We start from the raw sequence: 11,993 nt of genomic DNA on the forward strand, positions 1-11,993 counted from the left end.
CGGGTGACGCCGTCCGCGAGCGTCACCCGATTTGAAGAAGGCCCAGCCGGGTCAGCGCGGCGGCGATCCGTCGCGACGGCCACGCTGCAAGGCCGCAGGCCATGACGATCGAGCAGGGATTTCGGCGACCAGCGGCCGAGCGGCACCAGCCCCGACACCCATATCCACGATTCGCATAAGGTATATTATGGAATATTTTTATATCCAATTAGATCAAATATTTAGGCGGAATTCCTGCCACTACGCCTTCGCTCCAGCGGATTTTCCGGCGTTCGGCTCGACCAACGCCTCCAGCGCTTGACGGCTACTGTGCATGGGGTTGTTTTTCGGATTTGAATCAGATCCCTGTGTCGAAAGCCGATATTGCCGTGATGATGTCCGGCTGCAATAAGCGAGACCTCGCGAGATCGCAGATGACCTTCTGACCTGACGTCCGTATAGGTTTGCGTCTCAGAACAACAACAAACCTTCCGAGGAAGCAGACCCATGGTCTTCTCAAAGCGCTTTTCCCGACGCACGCTTCTCAAGGCCTCCGCCGCGACCGCGGTCCTGGGCGGCCTCAGTGCGCCGCATGTGGCCCGCGCCCAGAGCGCCGAGTTCACCTACAAATATGCCAACAACCTGCCGGACACCCATCCGCTGAACGTCCGCGCCCGCGAGATGGCGGCGGCGATCAAGAGCGAGACCAACGGCAAGTTCGACCTCCAGATCTTCCCAAACAACCAACTCGGCTCCGACACCGACATGCTGAGCCAGATCCGCTCCGGCGGCGTCGAGTTCTTCACGCTGTCGGGGCTGATCCTGTCGACCCTGGTGCCGGCCGCCTCGATCAACGGCATCGGCTTCGCGTTCCCGGACTACGCCACAGTCTGGAAGGCCATGGACGGCGATCTCGGCGCCCATGTCCGCGGCGAGATCAAGAAGGCCGGCCTCGAGGCCATGGACAAGATCTGGGACAACGGCTTCCGCCAGACCACGTCCTCGAGCAAGCCGATCAACGGGCCTGACGACCTCAAGGGCTTCAAGATCCGCGTGCCGGTGTCGCCGCTGTGGACCTCGATGTTCAAGGCGTTCGACGCCGCGCCCGCCTCGATCAATTTCAGCGAGGTCTATTCCGCGCTCCAGACCAAGATCGTCGAGGGCCAGGAGAACCCGCTGGCGATCATCTCGACCGCCAAGCTCTACGAGGTGCAGAAGTACTGCTCGCTCACCAATCACATGTGGGACGGCTTCTGGTTCCTGGCGAACCGGCGGGCCTGGAGCGCTCTGCCGGAGGACGTGCGCACCGTCGTCGCCAAGCACATCAATGCCGCTGCGATGAAGGAACGCGAGGATACCGCCAAGCTCAATGCCAATCTGCAGCAGGAGCTCGCGGGCAAGGGCCTGACCTTCAACCAGCCCGCCGTCGCGCCGTTCCGCGACAAGCTGCGCACCGCCGGCTTCTATGCCGAGTGGAAGGGCAAGTATGGCGACCAGGCCTGGGACCTCCTTGAAAAGGCCGTCGGCAAACTGTCGTAACGCATTGGGAGCCGTCATGGCTCATGTCGAGGTCGAAGCGAACGGAGTGGCGGGCGAGGCGGCTGTTCAGTCCCCTCGCCAACCTTCGCTGCTGGCATCGCTCGAGCGCGGGCTCGGCCTCCTCGTCGAAATCCCGGCAGCGATCCTGGTGGTCGCCGAGATCGCGATCCTGTTTGCCGGCGTGGTGGCGCGCTATGGCCTGCACCGGCCGCTGATCTGGTCGGACGAGCTCGCCTCGATCCTGTTCCTGTGGCTTGCCATGCTGGGGGCGGCAGTGGCGTTCCGCCGCTCCGAGCACATGCGCATGACCGCGGTCGTCGCCGGCGCCGGCCCTGCGATGCGCGCCTGGCTCGACCTGGTGGCGGTCTGCGCGGCGCTGGCGTTCCTGGTGCTGATCCTTTGGCCGTCCTGGGAATACGCCTACGAGGAAAGCTTCATCACCACGCCGGCGCTCCAGATCTCGAACATCTGGCGCGCCGCGGCGTTGCCGGCCGGCATCGGCCTGATGGCGGCCTTTGCCTTGGTGCGTCTCGTGCGCGCAGCCGATTACCGGATAGTGTTAGCGGCCGCGCTGTCCGTCGCCGTGGTTGTCGGCCTGTTCTGGCTGGCGCAGCCATACTTGCGGCCGCTCGGCAATCTCAACCTCGTCATCTTCTTCGTCGGCGTCGCCGGCTTTTGCGTCTTCGCCGGCGTTCCCATTGCGTTCGGCTTTGGTCTCGCAATCTTCGGCTATCTGGCGCTGACCACGCGCACGCCGGTGATGGTGCTGGTCGGACGGATGGACGAGGGCATGAGCCACCTCATCCTGCTCTCGGTGCCGCTGTTCGTGTTCTTGGGCCTGCTGATCGAGATGACCGGCATGGCGCGGGCCATGGTGGCGTTCCTGGCGAGCCTGCTCGGCCATGTCCGCGGCGGCCTGCATTACGTGCTGGTGGGCGCCATGTACCTCGTCTCCGGCATCTCCGGCGCCAAAGCCGCGGACATGGCCGCGGTCGCGCCCGTGCTGTTCCCGGAGATGAAGCAGCGTGGCGCCAAGCCTGGCGATCTCGCCGCGCTGCTGGCGGCGACCGGCGCCCAGACCGAAACCATCCCGCCGAGCCTCGTGCTGATCACGATCGGCTCGGTCACCGGTGTCTCGATCGCTGCCCTGTTCACCGGAGGCCTCCTGCCCGGCGTCGTGCTCGCGATAACGCTCTGCATGCTGGTGTGGTGGCGCTATCGGCACGAGGACATGAGTCATGTCCGCCGCGCCACAGGTAGCGAGATCGGCAGGAGCTTCATCGTCGCCCTGCCCGCGCTCGCGCTGCCCTTCGTGATCCGCTATGCCGTTGTCGAGGGCATTGCCACCGCGACCGAAGTCTCGACCATCGGCATCGTCTATGGCGCCCTGGTCGGCCTCATCGTCTACCGCCGCTTCGACTGGCGTCGGCTGTTTCCCATGCTGGTCGAGACCGCGGCGCTATCGGGTGCGATCCTGCTCATCATCGGCACGGCGACCGGCATGGCCTGGGGCCTCACCCAGTCCGGCTTCTCGCGCTCGCTGGCGGCGGCGATGACCGGCTTGCCGGGCGGCGCTGCGACCTTCATCGCCGTGTCGATCCTGGCCTTCACCATCCTCGGCAGCGTGCTCGAGGGCATTCCGGCGATCGTGCTGTTCGGGCCGCTATTGTTTCCGATCGCCCGCGCCGTCGGCGTGCATGAGGTGCATTATGCCATGGTGATCATCCTGGCCATGGGCATCGGCCTGTTCGCCCCGCCCTTCGGCGTCGGCTATTATGCGGCCTGCGCCATCGGACGCGTCGATCCGGCCGAGGGCATCGGGCCGATCTGGGGCTATCTGCTGGCGCTGCTGGTGGGATTGATCATCGTCGCGATCTTGCCCTGGATCTCGATCGGATTCCTTTGACGCGGTTTAAGGAGAAGTCGATGAGTGAGCGGCAGAACCAGTACGATATCGGCCTCGACAAGACCCCTGCCAACTACGTGCCGCTGAGCCCGCTCAGCTTCCTTGCGCGCAGCGCCGCCGTCTATCCCGATCACGTCAGCACGGTCTATGAGGGCCGCAGCTTCACCTGGGCGCAGACCTTCGAGCGCTGCAAGCGCTTTGCCTCCTATCTCGCCGGCAAGGGCATCGGCGTCGGCGATACCGTCGCGGCGATGCTGCCGAACATCCCGGCGATGAACGAGGCGCACTTTGCCGTGCCGATGACCGGCGCCGTGCTCAACGCGCTCAACATCCGTCTCGATGCGCCCTCGATCGCGTTCCAGCTCGATCACGGCGGCGCCAGGATCATCCTGGTCGATCCCGAATTTTCCGGCGTGATCAGCGATGCGCTGGCGCAAATGAGCGGACCGAAGCCGCTCGTGATCGACGTCGACGATGCCGCATTCAAGGGCGGCAAGCGCATCGGTGCGATCGAATATGAGGCCGCCGTCGCGCAAGGCGATCCGAGCTTCACGGTGGTCGCGCCGAGCGACGAATGGAATGCCATCGCGCTGAGCTACACCTCGGGCACGACGGGCAATCCCAAAGGCGTCGTCACCCACCATCGCGGCGCCTATCTCAACGCCGTGAGTAACATCCTCGCCGGCAATCTCGGCCAACATCCGGTCTATCTCTGGACGCTGCCGATGTTCCACTGCAACGGCTGGTGCTTTCCCTGGACCATCGCCGCGGCTGCCGGCATCAATGTCTGCCTGCGCAAGGTCGAGCCGACAAAAATCTTCGAGCTGATCAGGCAGCACGGCGTCACCCACATGTGCGGCGCACCGATCGTCTACAACACGCTGATCAACGCGCCCGATGCGCCCAAGGGCAATGCCGCGCGCCGCGTCGTCGGCCTGATCGCCGGCGCTGCGCCGCCTGTCGCCGTGCTCGAAGGCGCGGAAAACATCGGCATCAAGCTCACGCACGTCTACGGTCTGACCGAGGTCTACGGCCCCGCCTCCGTCTGCGCCGAGCAGCCCGGCTGGGACGTGCTTCCCGCCGCCGAGCGCGCCCGCATGAAGCGGCGCCAGGGCGTTCCCTACCCGCTCGAGGAAGCCGTCACTGTCATCGATCCGCAGACGATGCAGGAGGTGCCGCGCGACGGCGAGACCATCGGCGAGGTCATGTTCCGCGGCAACATCGTGATGAAGGGTTACCTGAAAAACGAGAAGGCGACAAAGGAAGCTTTCGAAGGCGGCTGGTTTCACACCGGCGATCTCGGCGTGCTCGATGAGCACGGTTACGTCACCATCAAAGACCGCTCGAAGGACATCATCATCTCCGGCGGCGAGAACGTTTCGTCCGTCGAGGTCGAGGACGTCCTCTACAAGCACCCAGCCGTGTTGTTTGCCGCCGTGGTCGCCAAGCCCGACCCGAAATGGGGCGAAGTGCCTTGCGCCTTCATCGAGCTGAAGGACGGCGCGAGCGCGACCGAAGCCGACATCATCGCGTTCTGCCGAGCGCATTTGAGCGGATTCAAGACGCCGAAGGCCGTCGTTTTCGGCCCGATCCCGAAGACCTCCACGGGCAAGATCCAGAAATTCCTGCTGCGCAACGAGGTGGGATCGGCAAAGGCGATCTCGGCCTGAGTTCACCACGTTTCAGCAAGAAACACACACTGCGTTTGCGCAGCGATTGCCTCTGCCCGAGCGATCCGCCGACTTCAGTGCGTCTCCAGCCGCATGCCGTCATAGGCCGGCACCACGCCCGCAGGCATCGACTGCCTGATGACCTCGTAGTCGACATCGGCGGTCATGTTGGTGATGACGGCGCGCTTCGGCTTGAAGCGTTCGATCCAGGACAATGCATCGTTGATGCTGAAATGGCTGGGATGGCCCGTATAGCGCAGGCCGTCGACGATCCAGAGATCGAGATTTTCCAGGGTCCCCCAGCTCTCGCGCGGGATGTCATTGAGATCTGGCGTGTAGGCCGCGTTGCCGATGCGGTAGCCGAGCGCGGGGATCTGGCCGTGCTGCACCAGGAAGGCCGTTATCTTCACCGCGCCGCCCTTCCCCAAGATGGTCTGGCTCTCGCCGGCCTCGATGGAATGCCGCGTCAGGATCGGCGGATAGTCGCTGCCCTCCGGCGAGATGAAGCAATAGGAGAACCGCGCCATGATGTCTTTCGCGGTCGACTGATTGAAATAGGTCGGAATTCGCTTGCGCATATGCAGCACGACCGAGCGCAGATCGTCCATGCCGTGGGTCTGATCGGCGTGCTCGTGGGTCAGGAAGACCGCATCGATGTGATCGACATTGGCGTCGATGAGCTGTTCGCGCAGGTCAGGCGAGGTGTCGATGACGATCCGCGTGGTGCCATGCTCGCCGACCTGCTCGACCAGCAGCGAGCAACGGCGGCGGCGGTTCTTGGGATTGCTGGGATCGCAGGCGCCCCAGCCGAGCGCCGGGCGCGGCACGCCGGCGGAGGAGCCGCAACCCAGGATCGTCAGCGTCAGCGTCATGCGGCTCCCAATCCTACGCTTTCACCTTGGAGAACAGGCGGAAGAAATTGTCGGTGGTCTGGCGCGAGATCTCATCGAGCGAAACGCCGCGCGTCTCGGCGAGTACCTTGGCGACCTCGACCACGTAGGCCGGCTCATTGCGTTTGCCCCGGAACTTGCCGGGCGCAAGATAGGGCGAGTCTGTTTCAACCAGAATACGGTCCGACGGTAGTTCAGCCGCGAGCGCGCGCAGGGCTTCCGACTTCTTGAAGGTCAGGATGCCGGTGAAGCCGATATAGAGCCCGAGCGACACCGCCTTCAGCGCCAGCTCGCGTCCGCCGGTGTAACAATGCAGCACCGCAGGAAACGATCCCTTGGCGGCCTCCTCCTCCAGGATGCGGGCGCAATCCTCATCCGCCTCGCGGGTATGGATCACCAGCGGCAGGCCGGTGGCACGGGCCGCGGCAATGTGAGCGCGAAAGCCCCTCGCCTGCGCCTCCGGCGAGCCGTTGTCGTAGAAATAGTCCAGCCCGGCCTCGCCGAGCGCGATGACCTTGGGATGCTGCGTCAGCGCGATCAACTCGTCCGGCGTGATGCCGTCCTCCTCATCCGCATTGTGCGGATGAGTGCCGACCGAGCAGTAGACGTCGTCGAACCGCTCGGCGATGGCAAGCAGCTGGTCGAGCTTCTTCACCCGCGTCGAGATCGTGACCATGCGGCCGATTCCGGCCGCATGCGCACGCGATACGATCCCGTCGAGATCTTCCGCAAAGTCGGGAAAATCCAGATGACAATGGCTGTCGACCAACATCAAACCAGCGCCTCAGGCCGCAGGCTCGATATAGCGCGGGAATGCCGGTGTCGGTGCGGGGAGCGTCGAGCCGGGCGAGATCCGCTTGTCGCCGCCGAGCATGGCAAAGTTGCGCTCGTCTGCGGGGATGCCGAGGCTGTCGAGCAGCAAGCTCGACGCTGTCGGCATCGCCGGCTGCGCCAAGATCGCAATCTGGCGCACGACTTCGGCGGTGACATAGAGCACCGTCTTCTGCCGCGCGGGATCGGTCTTGGCGAGTGCCCACGGCGCCTCGCCTGCGAAATAGCGGTTGGCCTCGGCGACGACCGCCCACACCGTATTGAGCCATTGATGGATCTGCTGCGTCGCCATCGCTTCACGGCTGGCCGCGACCATGCCATCCGCCATCGCCAGGATCGCCTTGTCGTTGTCGCTGAACTCGCCGGGCTCCGGCAGCACGCCGCCGAGCTGCTTGGCGATCATCGACAGCGAGCGCTGGGCAAGGTTGCCGAGATCGTTGGCGAGATCGGCATTGATGCGCGCGACGATGGCTTCATGGTTGTAGTTGCCGTCCTGTCCGAACGGAACCTCGCGCAGGAAGAAATAGCGCATCTGATCGACGCCATATTGGTCGGCGAGATTGAAGGGATCGACGACGTTGCCGACCGACTTCGACATCTTCTCGCCCCTGTTGAACAGGAAGCCGTGGGCATAGACCCGCTTCGGCAGCGAGATGCCGGCCGACATCAGGAAAGCCGGCCAGTACACCGCATGGAAGCGGATGATGTCCTTGCCGATGATGTGCACGTCGGCCGGCCAGTAGCGCCAGTTCTTGTCGCTCTCGTCCGGGAAGCCGACGCCGGTGATGTAGTTGGTGAGCGCATCGACCCAGACATACATCACGTGCTCTTCGTCGCTGGGCACCTTGACACCCCAGTCGAAGGTCGTGCGCGAGATCGAGAGATCGCGCAGGCCGCTCCTGACGAAGCTCACCACCTCGTTGCGGCGTGCATCCGGGCCGATGAAATCAGGATTCTCCGTGTAGAGCTTCAGCAGCTTATCCTGATAGGCGGACAGCCGGAAGAAGTAGCTCTTCTCCTCGACCCACTCGACCGGCGTGCCTTGGGGCCCGAGCCGCACGCCGTCGTCGTTCAGGCGCGTCTCCTCCTCGGCGTAATAGGCCTCATCACGCACCGAGTACCAGCCGGAATAGGTGTCGGCATAGATGTCGCCGTTCGCCTCCATGCGGCGCCAGATCTCCTGGCTCGAGCGATGGTGCTGCTCCTCGGTGGTGCGGATGAAGCGGTCGAACGACACGTTCAGCCGTTCGTCCATCTGCTTGAAGCGGTCAGCGTTGCGGGTCGCGAGCGCGGCCGGTGTCATACCTTCGCTCTGCGCGGTCTGGACCATCTTCAGGCCGTGCTCGTCGGTGCCGGTCAGGAAGAACACGTCCTTGCCGTCCAGCCGGGCAAAGCGGGCCAGCACGTCGGTGGCGATCGCCTCATAGGCGTGCCCGATATGCGGTTGGCCATTGGGATAAGCGATCGCGGTCGTAATATAGAAGACGTTGTCGCGCACAGCAGCTATCGCGGGCGCGGCAGCCCGCGGAGCGGCAATGGGTTTCGGCGCAGGCGGGGCCTTAGGCGTCGATGTCTTGGGTTTCGACACCTTGGGCTTCACTGCCTTCGGCGGCGTGGCGACGGGAGCCGGTGCGGCCGTCGCGACAGGAGCGGTCATCCCGGCCGTCTTGCTCACCTTCTTCGCCGGCGCCTTGCTTGTTGTCGCGGACTTGGCCGGTTCGTTGGCCGGCTTTTTGGTCGTCTTCTTCACCGTCTTCTTGGCGACGGCGTGCTTCTTGGCAGCTTTCTTTCCGGCCTTCTTCGCCGTTTTCTTCACACCCTTTTTGGCGGCAGCCTTCTTGGTCTTCTTGAACTTCTTGGCAGCCTTGCGCGCAAGCGCCTTCGCAGCATTGTTCGTGGCTTTCTTTGCAGCCGTCTTGCTGCTCTTGTTCTTGGCGGTTTTTTTAGCTCGCGTTGCCACGACGAATTCCTTTACCAGCTTCTCAAAATCTGGAAACAAACCTGCGATCGATCATTGTCTTGGAGCATGATCCTTCCGGAGAACCGCTCCGCACTTTTCCGGATCATGCTCTAGCGCGTTGCGTCCGCCAGCCAGCCGAACACCGAGAAAACAAGGGGCTTGCGCTCCAGATTGTAGGTTTCGGTGTCGCGCGCGGCGCGGACGATCTTTTCCCATACCTCAGCTAGGCGCGCAAGGCGCGGCAGGTTCTGGTTGGCATTGGCCTCGTCCGCATGCAGGCGTTCCGCGATCCAGCGATCGATGCCATCGACGAAGGCCGCGAGCGCAACACGGTCGCTGGTGCCGAGGGAGTCGCCGAGCGTGTGCAATTCGCGCGGATCGACCTGCGGCAGGCGCGCAAGCAGTGCCGCAGTGCGCTGCTGGAGCTTGAGCGCGTCGCCGCCGAGCAGCGTCAGCGCGCGCGCAACGCTGCCCTCCGACGCCTCCGCCGCCTCGCGCAGCGCCGGATCGCTTGGATCGAGGTCAGCCGCAAGCGCCGCCGCGCCGATCACGTCATCGGTGGCGAGCGGCCGCAGACGCAGCTTGCGGCACCGCGACTGGATCGTGGCAAGCACGCGCGCCGGCGCGTGGCTCACCAGCAGGAACAGCGATTGCTGCGGCGGCTCCTCCAGGATTTTCAGAAGCGCGTTGGCGGCATTCGGATTGAGTTCGTCGACGGTGTCGACGATGCAGACGCGCCAGCCTTCGGCCGCCGCGGTCGAGCCAAAGAAGCCGATGGTCTCCCGCGTCTCGTCGACGGTGATCACGGTCCGCATCACGCCGCGATCGTTGGCGGTGCGCTCCAGCGTCAGCAGGCCACCATGCGAGCTCGCGGCGACCTGGCGCGCCACGGGGGCATCAGGATCGATCGCGAGATCCTCGGCGCGCTGCACGGAAGGCGCCAGCGGCTGGCCGTGCGCGAGCACGAAGCGCGCCATGCGATAGGCCAGCGTCGCCTTGCCGATGCCCAGCGGTCCCCCGATCAGCCAGGCGTGCGGGATGCGCCCGCTGCGATAGGCCGTCAGCAGCGCCACTTCGGCCTCGCGATGGCCGAACAGCCTCGATGTCTCGCGCGGATGCGGAATGGCCGTCTCGCGCTCGGCCTGGCGCGGGCTCATGCCGAGATCACCGAGGCCGGCGTGGGAAGGAGGCGTTCGCGGACCGCGCTCCAGACTCTTCCAGCGACCGTATCGGGGTCGGAATTGGCGTCGATCAGCACGCAGCGTCCGGGCTCATCCGCGGCGATCTTGCGATAGGCCTCGCGCAGGCCTTGATGGAAAGCGAGCTTCTCGCCCTCGAACCGGTCGGGCGTGCCGCTGCCGCGGCGCGCGGCGGCGCGTTCGAGGCCGATCTCGACCGGCAAATCGAGGATGATGGTGAGGTCCGGCTTGAGATCGCCGATCGTGACCCGCTCCATCGCGTTGATCAGCTCGGGCTGAACGCGGCCGAGGCTACCCTGATATGCGCGCGTCGAGTCGGCGAAGCGATCGCACAGCACCCAGGCGCCCTGGTTCAGCGCGGGCTCGATCACGGTGCGGACATGGTCGTCGCGCGCGGCGGCAAACAGCAGCGTTTCGGCCTCGGGTCCGAGCAGCTTGCCCATCCCCGACAGCACCAGATGGCGCATGATCTCGGCGCCCGGCGAGCCGCCCGGCTCGCGCGTGACCAGAATCCGCATTCTCGCCGCCTTGAGGCGGTCGGCGAGCTTCTTGATCTGGGTCGACTTGCCCGTCCCCTCGCCGCCTTCAAAGGTGATGAAGCGTCCGCGTCCGGACGGCCGCTTGACCGCGCTCTCACTCATGATCAGAGCTTCTCGGCGCCTGCGCGGAACATGCCGATCACCAGCTCGCTGGCACCATCGATGGCGCGGCGCATGGTCGAGCCGGTGCCGATCGCTTCCGCCGCATAGAGCGGCGTTTCCACCGCGATGTTGCCGCTGCGCCAGACCCTGACCACGCCGACCCGCTGGCCTTCCTGCACGGGCGCGCGTACCGGGCCGCTATAGACGATGCGCGCGATCAGCTTGTCGCTGCCGTTCTTGTGCACCATCACCTTGACCGGTGTCTTGGCCACCAGCTTGACCGAGCGGCTCTCGCCGCCGAACACCTTTGCGTAGCCGACCGGCTGATCGGCCGCGATCAGCGTCCGAGTCTCGAAATTGCGAAAGCCCCATTCCAGCATCTTCTTGGCTTCGGTGGCGCGATCCTCGGGGTCTTCCAGCCCGTTGACGACGACGATCAGTCGCGTGCCGTTCTGCACGGCAGAGCCGACCATGCCGTAACCGCCTTCCTTTGTGTAGCCGGTCTTGAGGCCGTCGGCGCCTTCCATCGAATTGAGCAGCGGATTGCGGTTGGGCTGGCGGATCTTGTTCCAGGTGAACTCCTTCTCGCCGAACAATTTGTAGAATTCGGGGAAGTCCAGGATGATGTGACGAGCGAGGATCCCGAGCTCGCGCACGGTCATCTTGTTGCTGGGGTCAGGCAGACCGTTGGAGTTGCCGAAGGTCGATCTGGTCATGCCGAGCTCGCGGGCGCGCTTGGTCATGAAGTCGGCGGCAAAGATCTTCTCGTTGCCGGCGATGCCTTCGGCGAGCGCGATGCAGGCGTCGTTGCCGCTCTGGATGATCGCGCCGTGCAGAAGATCGTCGACCGAGACCTTGCTGTTGATCGCGGCGAACATGGTCGAGCCGCCGGAGGGCGCCCCGCCCTTGCGCCAGGCATTCTCGCTGATCCGGTATTCGTCGGTCAGCTTCACGTCACCCTTCTTGATCGCGTTGAAGACGACTTCCGCCGTCATCAGCTTCATCATGCTGGAGGGCGCGCGCAGCTCGTCGGCATTCTTCTCGAACAGCACGCTGCCGCTGGAGGCTTCGATCAGGATCGCGGTTGGGGCATCGCCGTCGAAGCCGGCCTCTTCCGTCTTCTTGGCGCCCTGGACGCTCTGGTTGGCAGCGTGGAGCATGCCGCCCCAGCCCACGCTCGCCGCCAAAACTATCGCGATCAGCCCACGCGCCAGCGCTCCGGCGGTGCGCCGGCTGCGACGGAGCGAAATGAGACGAAATGCCATGGCCAAGCCCTGAGAGCGGCGTTCTAACAGTTGGAACCGGCGCGAACAACACGCGGCTTCGCGCCAGCCCCCGAGTTTGCACGATTCGCCCCACGCCCCTATCGTGCCACCTC

The 11,993-nt window shown here is 64.7% G+C and carries 10 protein-coding genes; 4 read left to right on the forward strand and 6 right to left on the reverse strand.

Features of this window, described 5'->3' with window-relative positions; genetic code table 11:
• Positions 1 to 486: 486 nt before the first annotated feature.
• Genes AC5V87_RS21115 through AC5V87_RS21125 form a run of 3 tightly spaced genes read left to right on the forward strand, consistent with a single transcriptional unit; the run spans position 487 to position 5,094 of the window.
• Entirely contained in the window at positions 487 to 1,518 is a 1,032-nt protein-coding gene (locus AC5V87_RS21115; RefSeq protein ID WP_495367674.1) for a TRAP transporter substrate-binding protein, read from the forward strand.
• Between the two features lie 16 nt (positions 1,519 to 1,534).
• Positions 1,535 to 3,424: a TRAP transporter large permease gene (locus tag AC5V87_RS21120; protein ID WP_495367675.1), complete on the forward strand. Its 1,890-nt coding sequence runs from the start codon at positions 1,535 to 1,537 to the stop codon at positions 3,422 to 3,424.
• A gap of 20 nt (positions 3,425 to 3,444) precedes the next feature.
• On the forward strand, positions 3,445 to 5,094 hold the full coding sequence (locus tag AC5V87_RS21125) for an acyl-CoA synthetase (RefSeq protein ID WP_495367676.1): 1,650 nt from the start codon (positions 3,445 to 3,447) through the stop codon (positions 5,092 to 5,094).
• A gap of 74 nt (positions 5,095 to 5,168) precedes the next feature.
• Here AC5V87_RS21125 and AC5V87_RS21130 read toward each other — a convergent pair whose 3' ends face one another.
• Genes AC5V87_RS21130 through metG form a run of 3 tightly spaced genes read right to left on the reverse strand, consistent with a single transcriptional unit; the run spans position 5,169 to position 8,313 of the window.
• Positions 5,169 to 5,966, reverse strand: coding sequence for an MBL fold metallo-hydrolase (locus AC5V87_RS21130; RefSeq protein ID WP_495367677.1), 798 nt, complete (start codon positions 5,964 to 5,966; stop codon positions 5,169 to 5,171).
• A gap of 13 nt (positions 5,967 to 5,979) precedes the next feature.
• Positions 5,980 to 6,756, reverse strand: coding sequence for a TatD family hydrolase (locus AC5V87_RS21135; RefSeq protein WP_456838446.1), 777 nt, complete (start codon positions 6,754 to 6,756; stop codon positions 5,980 to 5,982).
• Between the two features lie 12 nt (positions 6,757 to 6,768).
• Complete coding sequence (gene metG / locus AC5V87_RS21140) at positions 6,769 to 8,313, reverse strand: methionine--tRNA ligase (RefSeq protein ID WP_495367678.1); 1,545 nt, start codon at positions 8,311 to 8,313, stop codon at positions 6,769 to 6,771.
• A 37-nt stretch (positions 8,314 to 8,350) separates the two neighbouring features.
• On the opposite strand from metG, the gene AC5V87_RS21145 reads away from it, so the two are divergent.
• Complete coding sequence (locus tag AC5V87_RS21145; protein ID WP_495367679.1) at positions 8,351 to 8,845, forward strand: hypothetical protein; 495 nt, start codon at positions 8,351 to 8,353, stop codon at positions 8,843 to 8,845.
• Between the two features lie 40 nt (positions 8,846 to 8,885).
• On the opposite strand, the gene AC5V87_RS21150 is transcribed toward AC5V87_RS21145, so the two are convergent.
• Genes AC5V87_RS21150 through AC5V87_RS21160 form a run of 3 tightly spaced genes read right to left on the reverse strand, consistent with a single transcriptional unit; the run spans position 8,886 to position 11,880 of the window.
• Positions 8,886 to 9,932 (reverse strand): DNA polymerase III subunit delta', encoded by a 1,047-nt coding sequence (locus AC5V87_RS21150; protein ID WP_495367680.1) that lies wholly within the window; start codon positions 9,930 to 9,932, stop codon positions 8,886 to 8,888.
• Positions 9,929 to 10,615: a dTMP kinase gene (tmk, locus tag AC5V87_RS21155; RefSeq protein WP_495367681.1), complete on the reverse strand. Its 687-nt coding sequence runs from the start codon at positions 10,613 to 10,615 to the stop codon at positions 9,929 to 9,931. The genes AC5V87_RS21150 and tmk overlap by 4 nt, the downstream gene beginning before the upstream one ends.
• 2 nt (positions 10,616 to 10,617) lie before the next feature.
• Positions 10,618 to 11,880: a D-alanyl-D-alanine carboxypeptidase family protein gene (locus AC5V87_RS21160; RefSeq protein ID WP_495367682.1), complete on the reverse strand. Its 1,263-nt coding sequence runs from the start codon at positions 11,878 to 11,880 to the stop codon at positions 10,618 to 10,620.
• Between the last annotated feature and the right edge of the window lie 113 nt (positions 11,881 to 11,993).

The organism is Bradyrhizobium sp. SOJA106 (genome assembly GCF_059448745.1).

Bases quoted from the DNA above. Each gene is read 5' to 3' on its own strand.
- AC5V87_RS21115 (WP_495367674.1), top strand. From the start codon at position 487: ATGGTCTTCTCAAAGCGCTTTTCCCGACGCACGCTTCTCAAGGCCTCC.
- AC5V87_RS21120 (WP_495367675.1), top strand. From the start codon at position 1,535: ATGGCTCATGTCGAGGTCGAAGCGAACGGAGTGGCGGGCGAGGCGGCT.
- AC5V87_RS21125 (WP_495367676.1), top strand. From the start codon at position 3,445: ATGAGTGAGCGGCAGAACCAGTACGATATCGGCCTCGACAAGACCCCT.
- AC5V87_RS21130 (WP_495367677.1), bottom strand. From the start codon at position 5,966: ATGACGCTGACGCTGACGATCCTGGGTTGCGGCTCCTCCGCCGGCGTG.
- AC5V87_RS21135 (WP_456838446.1), bottom strand. From the start codon at position 6,756: ATGTTGGTCGACAGCCATTGTCATCTGGATTTTCCCGACTTTGCGGAA.
- AC5V87_RS21145 (WP_495367679.1), top strand. From the start codon at position 8,351: ATGGGTTTCGGCGCAGGCGGGGCCTTAGGCGTCGATGTCTTGGGTTTC.
- AC5V87_RS21150 (WP_495367680.1), bottom strand. From the start codon at position 9,932: ATGAGCCCGCGCCAGGCCGAGCGCGAGACGGCCATTCCGCATCCGCGC.
- tmk (WP_495367681.1), bottom strand. From the start codon at position 10,615: ATGAGTGAGAGCGCGGTCAAGCGGCCGTCCGGACGCGGACGCTTCATC.
- AC5V87_RS21160 (WP_495367682.1), bottom strand. From the start codon at position 11,880: ATGGCATTTCGTCTCATTTCGCTCCGTCGCAGCCGGCGCACCGCCGGA.